This is a genomic window from Kocuria sp. TGY1127_2, from assembly GCF_013394385.1.
Lineage (GTDB): Bacteria > Actinomycetota > Actinomycetes > Actinomycetales > Micrococcaceae > Rothia.
In genome coordinates this window covers 731754-747029 of record NZ_AP022834.1, presented here as the reverse complement: position 1 = coordinate 747029, position 15276 = coordinate 731754, and the positions used below count along the sequence as shown (strand labels likewise).

At 61.0% G+C, this 15276-nt stretch carries 16 protein-coding genes; 7 read left to right on the top strand and 9 right to left on the bottom strand.

The features are described from left to right. Positions 1-38: 38 nt before the first annotated feature. From putP to sake_RS03300, 6 genes are all read left to right on the top strand, one after another. Positions 39-1553 carry a sodium/proline symporter PutP gene (gene putP, locus sake_RS03325; protein ID WP_129359125.1) on the top strand — a complete coding sequence of 505 codons (1515 nt, stop codon included), beginning with the start codon at positions 39-41 and terminating at the stop codon, positions 1551-1553. Positions 1554-1631: 78 nt separating this feature from the next. After that, positions 1632-2597 (top strand): 1,4-dihydroxy-2-naphthoyl-CoA synthase, encoded by a 966-nt coding sequence (locus sake_RS03320; protein ID WP_129359123.1) that lies wholly within the window; start codon positions 1632-1634, stop codon positions 2595-2597. A 41-nt stretch (positions 2598-2638) separates the two neighbouring features. Beyond that, positions 2639-3850 carry an AMP-binding protein gene (locus tag sake_RS03315; protein ID WP_178945449.1) on the top strand — a complete coding sequence of 404 codons (1212 nt, stop codon included), beginning with the start codon at positions 2639-2641 and terminating at the stop codon, positions 3848-3850. 106 nt (positions 3851-3956) lie between these two features. Next, the gene (locus sake_RS03310) at positions 3957-4832 is read left to right on the top strand and encodes a 1,4-dihydroxy-2-naphthoate polyprenyltransferase (protein ID WP_129359119.1); all 876 of its coding nucleotides are present in this window, start codon (positions 3957-3959) and stop codon (positions 4830-4832) included. Between the two features lie 4 nt (positions 4833-4836). Continuing rightward, positions 4837-6159, top strand: a complete 1323-nt coding sequence (locus tag sake_RS03305; RefSeq protein ID WP_178945448.1) for an MFS transporter — start codon at positions 4837-4839, stop codon at positions 6157-6159. Positions 6160-6682: 523 nt separating this feature from the next. After that, entirely contained in the window at positions 6683-7621 is a 939-nt protein-coding gene (locus tag sake_RS03300) for a LysR family transcriptional regulator (RefSeq protein WP_129359115.1), read from the top strand. A 10-nt stretch (positions 7622-7631) separates the two neighbouring features. Here the strand turns inward: sake_RS03300 and sake_RS03295 are convergent, their stop codons facing one another. Next, on the bottom strand, positions 7632-7925 hold the full coding sequence (locus sake_RS03295) for a DUF4229 domain-containing protein (RefSeq protein ID WP_129359113.1): 294 nt from the start codon (positions 7923-7925) through the stop codon (positions 7632-7634). 74 nt (positions 7926-7999) lie between these two features. Between sake_RS03295 and sake_RS03290 the strand changes: the two genes are divergently transcribed. Continuing rightward, a complete protein-coding gene (locus sake_RS03290; protein WP_178945447.1) occupies positions 8000-8365 on the top strand; it encodes a PLD nuclease N-terminal domain-containing protein in 366 nt (121 codons plus the stop codon). 91 nt (positions 8366-8456) lie between these two features. Here sake_RS03290 and ccsB read toward each other — a convergent pair whose 3' ends face one another. The 8 genes from ccsB to sake_RS03250 all read right to left on the bottom strand — a co-directional run bounded on the left by ccsB (position 8457) and on the right by sake_RS03250 (position 15273). Next, a complete protein-coding gene (ccsB, locus tag sake_RS03285; protein ID WP_129359109.1) occupies positions 8457-9572 on the bottom strand; it encodes a c-type cytochrome biogenesis protein CcsB in 1116 nt (371 codons plus the stop codon). 79 nt (positions 9573-9651) lie between these two features. Then, entirely contained in the window at positions 9652-11277 is a 1626-nt protein-coding gene (locus sake_RS03280) for a cytochrome c biogenesis protein ResB (protein WP_238147549.1), read from the bottom strand. 60 nt (positions 11278-11337) lie between these two features. Then, a complete protein-coding gene (locus sake_RS03275) occupies positions 11338-12105 on the bottom strand; it encodes a cytochrome c biogenesis CcdA family protein (RefSeq protein WP_129359105.1) in 768 nt (255 codons plus the stop codon). Positions 12106-12113: 8 nt separating this feature from the next. Continuing rightward, positions 12114-12752 (bottom strand): TlpA disulfide reductase family protein, encoded by a 639-nt coding sequence (locus tag sake_RS03270; RefSeq protein WP_178945446.1) that lies wholly within the window; start codon positions 12750-12752, stop codon positions 12114-12116. Between the two features lie 123 nt (positions 12753-12875). Next, on the bottom strand, positions 12876-13553 hold the full coding sequence (locus tag sake_RS03265) for a histidine phosphatase family protein (RefSeq protein ID WP_129359100.1): 678 nt from the start codon (positions 13551-13553) through the stop codon (positions 12876-12878). A gap of 67 nt (positions 13554-13620) precedes the next feature. Further along, a complete protein-coding gene (locus sake_RS03260; protein WP_129359098.1) occupies positions 13621-13926 on the bottom strand; it encodes a glutaredoxin family protein in 306 nt (101 codons plus the stop codon). 101 nt (positions 13927-14027) lie between these two features. After that, positions 14028-14126 carry a 30S ribosomal protein bS22 gene (locus sake_RS03255; protein WP_003792170.1) on the bottom strand — a complete coding sequence of 33 codons (99 nt, stop codon included), beginning with the start codon at positions 14124-14126 and terminating at the stop codon, positions 14028-14030. A gap of 181 nt (positions 14127-14307) precedes the next feature. Then, positions 14308-15273 carry a FadR/GntR family transcriptional regulator gene (locus sake_RS03250; RefSeq protein ID WP_129359096.1) on the bottom strand — a complete coding sequence of 322 codons (966 nt, stop codon included), beginning with the start codon at positions 15271-15273 and terminating at the stop codon, positions 14308-14310. Between the last annotated feature and the right edge of the window lie 3 nt (positions 15274-15276).

Here is a 15276-nt window from a genome sequence, read left to right as displayed (position 1 = left end):
GCGACACTCATCAATCCAGACGCACCGGAGATTTTTTGATGTCAGATCAGACATTTCAGTACATAGCCCTGGGGATATATTTTCTGGGGATGATCGTGATCGGCCTCTGGGCCAGCACCAAGAACACCGACAACGAAGACTACATGCTCGGCGGTCGCTCTCTCAGGCCAGGGGTCGCCGCCTTGTCCGCCGGTGCGTCCGACATGTCCGGCTGGCTCGTGATGGGCCTTCCCGGGGCGATCTACGTCTCCGGCCTTCTGGACGCATGGATCGCTATTGGCCTGACCATCGGAGCATGGGTCAATTGGAAGCTCGTCGCCCCACGTCTGCGCGCTTATTCGGAGGTCGCAGGCAATGCGATAACCATTCCTTCCTTTTTCGACAATCGCCTCAAAGCCGACGGTCTTTCAAGCCGCGTGCTGCGCGTAACGTGCGGAATCATCATTCTTGTATTCTTCATTTTCTATGTCTCGTCGGGCATGGTAGCCGGGGGCAAGTTTTACCAGACCACGTTCGGTGGAAACTATCTGCTGGGCATGATCGTCATTGCCGCGATCACGGTGCTTTACACGTTCTTCGGCGGATTCCTTGGGGCTACCTTCACGGACGTGGCACAAGGTCTGCTGATGCTGATCGCGCTCATCATGGTCCCGGTCGTCGCCGTCATTCAGTTCGGCGGCCCATCGCATGTTCTCCATGCCGTCTCGGAGGCGAATCCGAACGCTCTGTCGCTCGTCAGTGGCGCTACAGTCATCGGCGTCATCTCCTCTTTGGCCTGGGGCCTCGGATACTTCGGCCAACCCCACATCGTGATCCGTTTCATGGCCCTCCGGGCCCCCAAGGACGCACCGACCGCCCGACGTATCGGAATTTCGTGGATGGTCCTCTCCGTATTGGGCACCATCGCCACGGCCCTGACAGGTATCGCGTATTTCTCGACGCACCCTGAGGCAAGCCTCACGGACACCAAATCCGCCGAAACCGTATTCTTGGATCTGTCCCAAATCCTGTTCCATCCTCTGGCGGCAGGCTTCGTCCTTGCGGCCGTGCTCGCCGCGATCATGTCCACGGTTTCGTCCCAACTCGTGGTTTCGTCGTCGGCCGCGGTCGAAGACCTGGCCATGTTGATCATCAAGCGCAAGCCTTCCCCCAAGGTCCAACTGTGGATGTCCCGGGGCGCTGTCCTGACGGTTTCGGTCATCGCGGCCCTGATCGCTCTCGACTCGGATTCCGCGGTGCTCGAGCTCGTGGCCTTCGCCTGGGCCGGCTTCGGTGCGGCCTTCGGACCGCTGATGCTGATGTCCCTGTTCTGGAAAAAGCTCACCGCAACTGGCGGACTGTGCTCGATGATTGTCGGCGCCGTGGTGACGATCGTGTGGCGGTACGTGTTCCAGGACCCCGAGTCCACGGGCATCCTCGCACTGTACGAAATCGTCCCCGGCTTCTTGGCCGCGCTCGTGGTCGGCATCGTGGTGTCCTTGACGACCCACAAGCAGTCGGAACGCGTCGAGCGAGAGTTCGAGGAGGCCAAGGAACTGGCCTCGGCCCGCTGACCTGCACCGCCCCCGATGTCCTGCCCGCGTGGTCCTCCCCGCGGGCAGGACGCGTAGAACACGGTTAGAATCGCAAAGATGACTACGCGCGAGAACTTCCCAGTGCCCCAGTCCGTTTCCGACACCTTCGATCCTCACCGGTGGCGTGAGGTCGAAGGCTTCGACGACTTCCAGGACATCACGTATCACCGGCAGGTCGAGCGGGACGCGTCGGGCCAGGTGGTTCGGGACCTCCCTTGCGTCCGCATCGCCTTCGACCGGCCCGAAGTTCGCAATGCTTTCCGCCCCGGGACCGTGGACGAGTTGTACCGGGCCCTGGACCATGCACGCATGACCAGTGACGTGGGAACTGTATTGCTGACCGGCAACGGCCCTTCGCCCAAGGATGGCGGCTGGGCCTTCTGTTCGGGCGGTGACCAACGCATCCGGGGACGCGACGGGTACCGTTACGCCGAGGGCGACACTGCAGATTCCATCGACCCGGCGAGAGCGGGCCGCCTCCACATCCTGGAGGTTCAGCGGCTGATTCGCACCATGCCCAAAGTCGTCGTTGCAGTGGTCTCGGGCTGGGCGGCCGGGGGCGGGCACTCTCTCCACGTGGTATGTGATCTGACCATCGCTTCTCGAGAATTCGGCAAGTTCAAACAGACCGATGCAACAGTCGGCTCTTTCGACGCCGGTTACGGTTCGGCCCTTCTGGCACGTCAGGTCGGTCAGAAGGCCGCGCGCGAAATTTTCTTCCTGGCCAGGGAATACGATGCCCAGCGCATGTACGAGATGGGCGCGGTCAATGAGGTCGTTGCACATGCCGACTTGGAAGAGACCGCTCTTCGATACGCCGCGGACATTGCGAGCCAATCCCCGCAAGCGATACGTATGCTGAAGTTCGCGTTCAATCTGCCCGACGACGGAATGGTCGGCCAGCAGGTCTTCGCGGGTGAGGCTACCCGCATGGGGTATATGACGGACGAGGCGGTGGAAGGGCGAGACGCCTTCTTGGGCAAGCGTGATCCCGATTGGTCCTCCTTCCCGTACTACTTCTAGTCACGGGGTGCACCGGAGCGCAGGGCTAGGCTGGAGGAGTCATGGATTTTTCTTCGCTCTCCCCTGCGCCCCCACCCTCAGCGGTTTCCGATGCCGCTCTTCACCTCGCCGGACCCGGATCCATCGGGCCGGAAGAGTTGTACCGAGGTCTCGGTGCGATCATCACCCGAGAGACCAGAGTCGGGGAAGAGGTCGCCGCGCTGGTCGTCGGGACCTCGGGCTCCACGGGACGCCCCAAAAAGACGGTGCTGAGCGCCCGGGCCCTGCGTTCCTCCGGACTTGCGACCGAGGTGGCCACGGGAACCGATGGCGGTGCCCATTGGTTGCTCGCGCTTCCGGTTCACTACGTGGCCGGGGCGCAGGTCGTGGCTCGTTCGATCTTGGCGGGTACACGACCTGTAACGACGGAATCCATTGTTTCCGGAAGCCATTTCACCGCACGGGACTTCCTCGACGCGGTCGACCGTCTCGGTGCGGGCAACCGAATGACCTCATTGGTGCCCACCCAAGTTCATGCTTTGCTCGAAGAGGTCGAATCCGGTGCAGTCCCGGAAACGGACATGCTCGAAGCGCTGCGCAGTTTCGATGCGATCCTGCTGGGAGGGGCCCCCGCGTCGTCCATGCTCTTGAGCCGTTGCGACGAACTACGGATTCCCCTCGTGCTGACCTACGGAAGCGCGGAGACAGCCGGCGGATGCGTCTACGATTCCCACCCGCTGCCCGGAACCCGTATTGCCATCGAGCCCTCCGCAGATGAGAGCGGTGCCGGACGAATCTGGCTGGGTGGACCAACCTTGGCCTCTGGGTACCTGGAGGACAGCGAGCGTACGGCCGAGTCATTCCGACGCGATCCAGAGGGGGTCTGGTGGTACCGGACCGACGATCTCGGAAGGTATACCCCGGAGTCCGGCCTGCGCGTCATGGGTCGAGCGGACGACGTTGTGATGACCGGCGGTATCAAAGTCTCCGCTCGTGCAGTCGCGCGTGTCCTCGAAGAGGATCCCACGGTACGCGAAGCAATAGTCGTCGGGGTGGAAAGCCCCCAATGGGGCCAGGAGATTCGTGCCGCTGTTTCCCGCAGGCCGGAGCGTGACCCCGACGCCAAAGCTCTGACCGAACTCGTACGCCAACGATTGGGGCCTGCGGCGGCGCCCAAGGAAATCGTCGTATTGGACCAGTTGCCGCAGGCCAGTACCGGAAAGCCTGACCAAGCCGCGGTCCGGCGGCTGCTGGAGGGCTCCTCCGTCCAGTAACGATTCTCGCTCGACTGGCGCGTTCCCGCCTCAGTGAGACAATGAATTGTCATTCCATGCATCTCGCCTGGCGCTCGTGTGCCCGGCTCGTCCGAGAGGAACCATCGTGGCAACCATTGCACAATGGGTCGAAGGCGCTCGTCTGCGCACACTTCCCCTTGCCGTCGCCCCCGTAATCGCGGGGACCGCAGCCGCGATCGAACTGAGAGAATTCCGCCCGGTCTGTGCCGTCTTGGCGTTGCTCGTGGCCTTCTTCCTGCAGGTCGGCGTCAACTATGCCAATGATTATTCGGACGGCATCAAGGGCACCGACGATTCACGGGTCGGGCCCATGCGCCTGACCGGTTCAGGCGCGGCCCCCGCCAACCACGTCAAATTCGCGGCCTTCGGATGTTTCGCCGCAGCCATGGTTTCTGGGCTGGCCCTCGTCGTGATCACGGGTCAATGGTGGTTTCTGCTCATCGGCCTCTCGGCAGTCTTTGCCGCGTGGGGGTATACCGGAGGAAAACACCCGTACGGATATATGGGGTTGGGCGATGTTTTCGTCTTCCTGTATTTCGGGCTCGTCGCGACGATGGGAACAACCTTCGCGCAGGCTTCGCAACTGTCGATAACGGCCGTGGTCGCCTCGGTTTCCATGGGTCTCATAGCGTGCGGTTTGCTGATGGCAAACAATATTCGGGATATTCCCACGGACACCGAGGCAGGAAAACACACCCTTGCAGTCCGACTGGGCGATTCACGGGCACGGCTGGCCTACGCGATCGAACTCGCTTTGGCTTTTGCTCTGATGCTCTTCACCGTCCCTGAGAACCCGTGGAACCTCTTGGTTCTGCTGGCCATACCCCTGGCCTTGCCCGCCACGCGAACCGTTCTGTCCGCGACGGACATGAGAAAACTGATCCCTGTCCTCAAGCAGACTGGCTTGCTCAGCGTGCTTTTCGCGCTTCTGCTCCTGGTCGCTTCAATCATCGGAGCCTGACTCATTGACCAATACTCCCGAGAATTCTTCTTCGGAACCAAGTGACGGCGCCGACCAGCCCGGATCCGGGGCCACGGCGAGAATGCCGGGTGCTCACCGGGTCACGGCCGCGTGGTGCATCGTCGTCCTGCTGATCGCATCGTGCTTGAGGCCCGCGCTGACCACGGTAGGGCCGGTTCTGACGCAGATCGGCGACGACACAGGCTTGGGCTCGGGCGGTTTGGGTCTCATCGGTGCGCTTCCGCTCTTGGCCTTCGCGGTTCTGTCCCCCATCATCTCGATCCCGGCGCAAAGGGTCGGCATTGAGAGGGTCGTTCTTGTTGCCCTCGTGGTTCTGAGCTTGGGGATTCTTCTGCGGTCAACGCCCGGTATCGCGTGGCTCTGGGTCGGAACCCTGCTGGTGGGCGTCGGCATCGCCATAGGCAATGTGCTGGTGCCCGTCATCGTCAAGCGCGATTTTGCGAAGCACGTGTCTCTGATGACGGGGCTGTACACGGCGGTTCTGTCGGTGGGCGCTGCTACGGCCTCGGGAATCACCGCTCCCCTGTCACACAGCCTTCCCGGTTCGTGGCGCTCGGCCTTGGCCCTCTGGGCTATCATTCCGGCAATCTGTGCGGCATGGTGGTTCTACCTGACGCGCAAGGCTCGCAGGAGCGAATACGAGCGCTCTGGTTCACTGGCGAAGGCGATCACGGGCTCGATTCCCGCGGTCCCTTCCGCAGTCGAGCCCAACGCTTCGAGAAAGGTATCGCTCTGGAAGTCTCCCATCGCGTGGCAGGTCACGATGTTCATGGGATTCCAGTCGCTCATCTTCTACACCGCGGCGAATTGGCTCCCGACGGTCGAATCGACGATCGGCATCGGCCCGGCCACCGCGGGGTTCCACCTCTTCTTGCTGCAGCTCCTCGGAATCCTGGGCAATTTGAGCGTGAGCTTCCTGGCCGAACGCGGCGCGTCCCAGAGCTGGCTCGCAATGGTTCTCGCGGGATTCCTCATCGTTGCCCTGGCGGGAGCACTCGTTGCTCCTCAAGCGGCAGCCTTGTGGGCCAGCTTCATCGGCATCGGCTGCGGCGGCAGCTTCTCACTGTCCCTCGCCATGATCGGTCTCCGGACCAGCAGCTACGCCCAGACCATGAAACTCTCCGGAATGGCCCAGTGCTTGGGATATCTGATGGCCGCTCTCGGCCCGTTGCTTGCAGGTTGGTTCGCCGAAGCCTTGGGCGGGTGGGAGCTCGTTCTCGTGATCCTATTGGTTCTTATGGTCGTTCATTTCATCGCGGGTGCATTGGCCGGGCGCAACCGCAAGATCGGTACCGTCAAGAAATAACGCACGGGACACAGGACCGTGTGCCGGTCGCTGACCGGCGAACTTTGCGGACCCCGGTATTCCGTCGGGGCTGTCAGCTCCGAGACCGGTTCTATTCTGCGCACGGTAGGGCCTCGCCTGCTTCCATGGGACGTGGCTCCCCCGGCGGGGACCACCCGCCCGGCAGCAAACACAGACCACGCCATACGGTCGCGCAGGCATCCGGCCATCCCAGCTTCCTCAAGGGAATCCTCTCGCTGCATTCAATGACGATCCGGCCGCACAAGAAGGCAACTACCAGGACAAGAAGTATGACAATCGCCGACACCGCGGCGAGAAACAGTAATGCGATGAGCTGATCCATGATGGCCCTTGATTCTTCTCAGAAACGTTTGTCGGTATCAGCTTCCGATGTCCGTGCTCGGTGGACCATAGTCAATTCCCGCACAATCATTCGGACGGCCCGAACGATGACGCCCCGTCCGGCGGCCGGTGTCTTACAGTAAGGACTGTCCAACCCTTCGCGAGCACCTGGAGTATACAGATGAGCCTGTCGCCCGATCTCCACCGACTGCGCCTGTTTCTGGCCGTGCTCGACTCAGGCTCCGTCACCCTGGCAGCCCGGAATCTGGGATTCGCCCCGTCGACCGTGAGCGAGCAAATGCGTACTCTGAGTCGTGAAGCGGGAGGAGAGCTGTTTCGTCGAGATGGAACAGGCATTGTCGCAACCGAACTCGCGCGAGTCCTGGAACCACATGCGCGGGCTCTGCTCGACCGATTCACCCGGGCCAACGCCGAGCTCCGGGTTCATCATCAGCAGGCCACCTCGAGAGTCAGCGTCGAGTTCACATCCAGCGTGGGAAGCTCAATACTGAGCCCAGCTGCTGCGGCATTTTCCCGGATTCATCCCGAGGTGAAGCTCGAACTCACTCTGCAGACGGACGCTCTCGCGTCTGCGGACAAGGTTCGCCACGGAGAATTGGATCTGTCCTTCTCATTCGTCCGGTTAGAAGACCTTGGCCCCGGCCTTGCCGCGCAGGCGGTTTTGTTTGATCCTTTTGTTGCGGTGGTTCCCGCGGACGATCCTTTGGCAGAAAGAAATGACGTCACTCTCGAAGAGCTCGGGCGCAGACCGTGGATAAGTCATGACCATCCGCTCGGCTCGTGCTCCCAAGGCCTCGTCGAACAGTGCCGAGGCGCGGGCTTCGAGCCTCCCTACGAGATCGCAACCGACACTTTCGAAACGGCCCTGGACCTCGTCGGCGCCGGACTCGGTATCGCGGTCATCCCGGCCCTTGCGCTGGCCCGGCCGCGCGAGGACGTCCGACACATCACGATCAGAAAGGGTCATTCCGAGACCCAAGTCCCGGGACGTTGCATGGTGATCCTCCATCGGCCCGATGCGTCTCAGCACGCCATGGATTTAAATGATCTACTGCTGCGCACGGGGCAAGAGTTCCTTGCTGACCGGCATTATCTCTGAGGACAGAAGTTCAGACGTCTCGGCCTTCCTGGCGGAGCTGCTCGTCGACGTACTGGTCCTCGACCTCGACGTCCTCGTCCCCAACCGTCTTCTTCACGCGCTTGCCACGGATCTTCTGCCAGAACCGACCGAAATCGCGACTGGCCGCATTGTGAAGCTTGGGGAAGGCCAAATAGGACACGGCGAAGGCAATCAGAATTGCAAACACCCCGGCCAGGACCAAACCGGTCTTCAGGAAGAGGCAGACCACGAAGACCACGGCCATCATGCCGAAGCGAAGCAGGGTGTAGTACAAGAAATTCACGGTGTTTAACTCTACTCTCCGGACCTGAAGGTCCGCTCGGTGTCACATGGTCCAGCCGCCGGTAAGCTGTATTCATGCGAGCAGTTCTGATCATCGTCGCGGCAGCCGTCGTCGTCGGCATGACCATTTACGCCCTTTTGGATATCTCCCGTACGGAGAAGCACCATATCGTGGCTTTGCCCAAGCCCGTGTGGTTCGTCATCGCGCTGGTGTTTCCGGTCCTCGGGCCCGTCCTCTGGTTAATCTTCGGCTACAAACGGCGGCCTCCCACACGTGGTGAGGGCCCGGCACCCTCGGGCCCACGCCCCGGAGCCGCTCCCGATGACGACGAGGCTTACCTCCGGTTCCTGGACCAGCAGACCGAGCGCCGCAAACGCGATGAAGACCGACGCCGCCGTGAGCAAGGCCGTGAACAGGACGGCAACGAGGGCGCCAGCTGAGACGGGTCCCTCCAAATACAAAAAAGCGCTGCGTGAAAAAGACCCCACAGTGGACGGTCTCTTTCACGCAGCGCTGTTTTACGGACGGGTTCTACAGCCCCGAGTAGGAGTGCAACCCGTTGAAGACCACGTTGACCGCAGTGAAGTTGAAGATAATGCACCCGTAACCGATGATCGACAGCCACGCAGAACGCGGGCCTGTCCATCCGCGGGTCGCACGCGCGTGCAGGTAGGCAGCGTAGACCACCCAGATGACGAACGTCCAGACTTCCTTGGTGTCCCAGCCCCAGTAACGGCCCCAGGCCTTGTTGGCCCAGATCGCGCCCATCGCCAAAGTGAACGTCCACATCACGAAGCCCACGGTATTGAGACGGAAGGCAAAGTTCTCCAGAGCCTGGGAGGAGGGAACGAGGCGCATGAATCCGAGCCCGGTCTTCTCCCCTTCAATCAGTTTGCGTTCGCGCCGGGACTGGATGAGCTGGAGCACCGCCATAGCGAAGGTAATGGTGAACACTCCCGAAGCCATGACTGCAACAGACACGTGGATGACGAGCCAATAGGACTGGAGAGCAGGTTTGAGGTGCCCGACCGGTGTGGGGAAGCCGATGGTTGCTGCAACCATCATGATCAGCGCAAGACCCGTAACCAGCGAGCCGATAAATCGAAGGTCGCGGAAAATCAGGGCAATCAGGAAAACGATCGAGACCACGAGCGCGCCCGTGGTGCAGAATTCGTACATATTTCCCCACGGCACGCGACCCGCCGCCAGGCCGCGCGTCACGACACCTACGACGTGGATCGCGCAGCCGATGATCATCACGGCCACCGCAACGTTTGCTGCTGGGCGACGCTCGCCCGTGTAGGTCATGGAATCGTCAGCGACGTAGGAACTCAGTTTGGCCCTCGTCTGGGCGTTGTAAGCACGTCCGCGACTTCCGCCACCTCCGCCTTCGATGAGGGCCGTCGAAACACCGGATCTGGAACCGGTACCCGAGGACGCGGCCCCGCTCTCGGCTGCACCCACTCCTGCGCCGGCCATGACCGGGGCCTCCTCAGGCGCTCGCTGCGCGGCGGCCTCAGCCTTTCGTGTGGCCTTCGAGTGGGAGGCCAGGTCCCATGTGAAGGCCACGAAAGACACCAGATAGGTCACCGCGGCCAGGAGCATGAATGTCTCGCTCCACTGGCCTAGGTTCTCGTTGATGGTCATGCTTCCCTTTCTGGGCCGGTAAGTCGTGCCGAGCGCCGATACGGGTGCTCGCGCGGTTGTTCGGCCCGATGCGAGAAAATTACCCCTCGCTGAATTCTAGTCCCCATTCCTGGGCGAAAATCTCGGTCAATTTGTCGGCTTCTGATGCGAGCCGCGGGTCTTCACCGCGCGCCAGGAGTCCGTATTCGACAACGACGGCCTTGCTTCCGTCGTCGAGCTGTGTCTCATGGGCCTTGACCCACAGGCGGCGCCTTGCCACGAACAACGAGATGATCAGACCGCCGAAAGCCAAGAGGAACGACACCAGGACCACGGGCTTGCCCGGGTCGTAGTGGATGTCCAATCCCGCGTAGCGTTTGACGCCTTCGAATTCGATGCTGCCCTTTCCGTCGGGAAGATCGAATTTGTTGTTGTCCTCGGTCAACACGATGCCACCGTGTTCCGATTTCATCGAGTTGAGCTCGTTCAACTTATTCGTGTCGAGCACGTAGACGTTCTGCGGGTCTCCTTTGTCCAGTCCCAAGTCGCCGGAGTACGAAGACAGGACGAGCGCGGGATTCGCCGGCGCGGCGTCGGCAGAATACGGCATCTGACCGGACTGGATGACGGCGGTGGGCAGGAACATGCCCACGAATCCGAGTTGGTCGGGACCGGCGTCGGGAACCTTGAGGACCATGGACGAGGTGAAGACCTTGTCCGTAGGCAACGTGACCACTGGGCCCTCGTACGCGACCTCGCCGTTTCCACCGGTGACCTTGACGACCGGAGCGTACCCGTTGCCCGAAAGGTATACGTTGTTGCCGTCGATATTGAGCGGCTCGTTGACCTTCAGGGATTCCTTCTTCGCCTCCGCGTTCGGGCTATCCTTGACGGTCATCTGAGCGTCGTAGCTGAGGTCCTGTCCGTAGGTCGACGATGTCTTGTCGCGGTCGTAGGTGACGTTCAATTTGTCCAACGAGACCGAGAAATTGCGGAGCCAGTCCGGGTTGTAGTTGGTTCCGGGTTTGAACGAGTCGTAGCTGATCAACGTGTTCACGTGGGAATCTCCCTCGGTCACGATCTTCTGACCGCTGTAACCGAACTGGCCGCCGATAGCGACGCCGACCAGGACGCCGATCATCGCGGCGTGAAAGATCAAATTCCCGATTTCCCGGACGTATCCCCGCTCGGCCCCGACGCTCGGGTAGGCCCGATCCTCCCGAATTTCCGTGCGGTAATGACGCTTGCGAAGGATTTTGTTGGCCGTGCGAACCGCGGTATCGGCGGTGAGTCCGCCGTCGACGGAGTCGACCGGGATCGTCAGAACACGGTGTTGAGGCAGTCTTTTCAGATTGCGCGGGGTTCGAGGCGGCTTCGCCCCGTAGGCCTTGGCGTGTTTGATCGCGCGTGGTATCACGCAACCGATCAGCGAGATGAACAGAAGAATATAGATTGCCGAGAACCAGGCCGAGGAGAAGACGTCGAAGAGCTGGAGTTTCTCTGCGATGGGTCCCCACGTCTTGTGCGAATCCATGTACTCCTGGACCTTCTGAGGGTCCTGGATGTTCTGCGGGAACATTGATCCGGGGACCGCCGCAACCGCAAGCAGCAGCAAGAGGAACAACGCAGTATTCATCTTGGTCAGCTGGGTCCATGCCCACCTGAGCATGCCAATGGGCCCCAGTACCGGAGCGTCTTTCTTGGCTGCCTTCTTCTTTTTACTCATGCCATCCATTTTCGGTAGCGGGTTTCTGCCGTAGTGAGCTCGGGTTCTCCCCGAGTCCGATCACACCGGGAGCTCATATCCGGGACTGGTTGCCTGGAGCCAGGACATCATGTCGGCCCACAAACCGGTCGCCATGAGCACCCCGACGACGACGAGCGCAAGGCCGCCGATCACCTGCAACGACCGGCGGTGCCGTTTCAGGAAGTCGAACATGTCCGCCGACTTCCGGAAGCCAAGGGCGATGACCAGGAACGGGATCCCGAGGCCCAGACAATACGCTAGCGTGAGGCCGATGGCCTTCAGGCTGTTGGGACCTTCGATGAAGACCAGGGCCTGAACGGCCGCAAAGGTCGGCCCAATGCAGGGCGCCCAACCGAGTCCGAAGGTGATCCCGAGGATCGGGGCGCCCCACAGCCCGGCAGGGGGTTTGGAATGAATTTTCCGGTCTCTCTGGAACCACGAGAAACCGCCCATGAAGACGATCCCCAGGACGATGACCATGAGCCCCAGGATCACCTGGATCCAGGTTTGTCCGCGTAGCCACGGGGCCGCTCCCAGCTGCGCCAGGACCACTGACATCAACACAAACACTGCGGAGAATCCCAGGATGAACAGCGCGGTTCCGGCGAACATGCGTCCGCGACGTTTCCGTTGCAGGTCGGTTCCCGTCAGGCCCGTGACGTAGGCCAAGTAGCCCGGAACCAAGGGAAGTACGCAGGGCGAGGCGAAAGAGATCAGTCCGGCGAGTGCGGCCAGCGGGATCGAGGCCCAGAGAGACCCCTCCAGCACTACGGAGCCAAAGGACGAGGAATCGGCGGCTAGATCCAATGCTCAACCTAAGAGTTCTTCGAGGACGAGGAGTCTTTTCCGTCGACCTGGTCCTGGAGCAGAGTACGGACCACGGATTCGTCGATCTGTCCGAGCACCCGGGCAGCGACTCGCCCCCGTGAGTCCAGAATGAGCGTCGTCGGAACGGCTTGCGCCGGAACGTACTGGGACAAAGCCATTAGGACGCCACCCGAGCGGTCCTCCACTGACTGGTACTTCACTCCGAAATTGCGTTCAAAGGCTTCCGCAGTGCCTTGCTCGTCGCGCAGGTTGATGCCATAGAAATTGGCCTTGTCGCCGAACTGGTCGAATAATTTCTGCAGATGAGGCGCTTCGGCCCGGCAGGGCGCGCATCCGGCATACCAAAAGTTCAGCAAGCTCGGTTTGTCGGTCAGGTCCGAGCCTTTGAGGGTCGTGCCGCCGAAGAGTTTGCCTTCGAAGTCAACGGGATCGCCACGGTCGGCTTCTTTGAATTCCGTGACCGAACCATCACCCGAAACATATCCCTTGCCGTCGGCCGAATTCGCTTGGTTCGCCAGATCGGAGTTGTCGTTGTTCGAACACGCGGTCAGGGCGGCCAGCCCAAGCACCGAGGCTGCCGATAGCAGGCCCCGGCGAGTCAGCGGGTTGGGATGAGAACTGGACATGGTGACTCTCTGAAAGATTGAGCGATGTTGTTATCGGCTCCGACCCACGGATCTGTCGGTCGGGCTCCGGACGGTTCGGACCTGCGCAAATTCACGCGACGAAGTACAAGTCCAACCGTTAGATTATGATCCGGGAAGCTGAACGACCCCTGAATACAACTCCGAAGCCGGTTCGCAATAAGCGATGCTCGGACGCTGCCCGGCGCCGATGTCGTCGAAGGTGAAGGAGGTCAGAGACGCGAGATTACACTGTCGCGTTCGAGGGTCATGAGGCAGCATTCGTCCCTCAACGCTGGATCTCGCCATCCAGATGGGAAGCTGATGCGACACGATGACCGCCTCCGCGCCGTCTCCTCCTCGGGCGACGGCCCGGACCGCGGCATCCTTGATCGCTGCGGACATCCGCTCAACTTGTTCCCGATACGGCTCTCCCCACGAGGGCCGCAGAGGATTCAGCAATTTCGGCCAGTGTCGGGGGTTCCGTATCAGTTCGGACTTGTTGACGTGCAGGCCCTCGAAATAATTTCCGGCTTCGATGACCCGTTCCTCTGGATGGATCGGCAGACCGAGCTTCTCCGAGATCGGGCGCGCCGTCTCCTGCGTCCGAGTCAAAGGCGACGCCGCCAAGTAAACGATCTCGGCACCGTTCTCGGCCCTGCGCGCAAGTTCGCGAGCCGCCAGTTCTGCCATGGCCCGGCCGGTTTCGGACAAATGGAATTCCGGGAGGCAACCATAGACGATGCGGTCCGGGTTGTGAACTTCACCGTGCCTCAATAGGTGAACAGTTGCGCTAGCACTCATGTCTTCAGTCTTGCAGATCCGGCATCCGGCGGCCATTCTATTGCGGATTTGTGGAAGGAGCTTTCCCTCATACATCTTCCGGATCGGACCCGGCGATCAGTCCGCGGAGAATCCGGTCAAGGCGCCGCTTGTCCACGCGCCAGAAATCACGCGGAATCCCGTTGACCCTGACAACAGGAATGTCCTGTGCATGTTGTTTGAGAAGATCCAAGTGTTCCTCGACGTTGATCTGCGTCCATTCGATGCCGAGCGGCTCGGTCACCTCCGTGAGGTCGGATTTCGCCGCCTCGCAGAGATGGCACCCAGGGCTCGTGAGCAGTTCAACCGAGATCTCCCGAGCGGCTTGCGCGGCGTCGTCGTGTTCTGCGGCCATGCCGTGACCTCCAGTCGTGTCGATGGGTGTGTCCGGATACGCATTCGGCCGCCCCTCGCGCTATGGAGGTGGCGGCCGAAGATGCTGGGCACAAGAAGTGTCTACTTCTTGTTGCGGCGCTGGTGGCGAGTCTTGCGAAGCAGCTTGCGGTGCTTCTTCTTCGCCATGCGCTTGCGGCGCTTCTTAATAACTGAACCCATAGGATCCCTACCTTGATAGTCGTACATCGATGGCAGACACGCTCAAGCGCGGCAAAGCCACCGGATGGCGTCCTTGTCCCCCGTACCGAGGACGGCGGAGGCTTGCGGTCAAAACGTTCGCTCACAAAGTTTCGTGCGGGCAAAGACAAGCCCAATAATGCGAAAACGTTCCTCCCATACCCTACAAGGTCGAGTCAAATTTCTTCGAATCGTCCGAACTCCTTCCGTCACCCGTCGGAGGACTGGACGAGGAGCCCCCGTTCTGCCCGTTATTCTCGACCGGTTCCATGGAATTCAAGGTTTCCGCGACGGTCGGGGCGGTATCGGGCATATCCACGTCCCGTTCCTTGGTGTCCGCGACACTGTGCGCCAATGTCGAAGAAGGCTCCAAAGGATGCACTTCCCCGTCCTCATCGGTCTCCGGCTGAACGAAGACCGAGCCCGAAGACCTTTGCTTACGATCCGGGTCCACACCGGCCTCGAGGTAATGCCCCTCGATGTGTTCGGCGACCATTCGAGCGGCGAGTTCGTTGTCGCCCGCCTCGATTGCCGCGTAGATCGCCCGATGTTCCGCGCACAGCCGTGTGGCGGTCGTCGACCACAACGGAACGTAGCCCACGAGCGACAAGGTGTACTCGTAAATCGAGTCCCTCAATGAGGTGATGAGACCTGTTACCAACGAATTACCGGCCAACCGGGTCAGTGCGACGTGAAAAGAGACTTCGAGGTGGTGAAAATCCTTGAGCGACAGATCGTCCCGAGCCATTTCGTCCATGATCTTGACGAGTTCCCGCATTGCTGGGTGTTCTCGGTCTGCACGGCGGAGGGCCCACGTTTCGAGTAATACCCGGGTGTGAACGATGTCCCGCAGGGGGTATTCGGCAGTAGCCATATGAAGTTTGAGGGCAGGACCTGCGCTTGCGGCGGGTTCACGAACCAGCTGCGCTATCATCTGGTGTCTCTTGCCTTCGTAAAGCCGGACGATGCCCATCGATTCGAGATTTTTCAGCGCCTCGTGCGTCGCGTTGCGGGAGGCCCCGACGGCATCAGAAATTCTGCGTTCGCTCGGCAGCTCTTGCCCAAGGACAAGGTTCCCGTCGAACAGCTCGTTCTCCAGCCATTGGAGGATCTTACGGTCGGTAGCCATGCG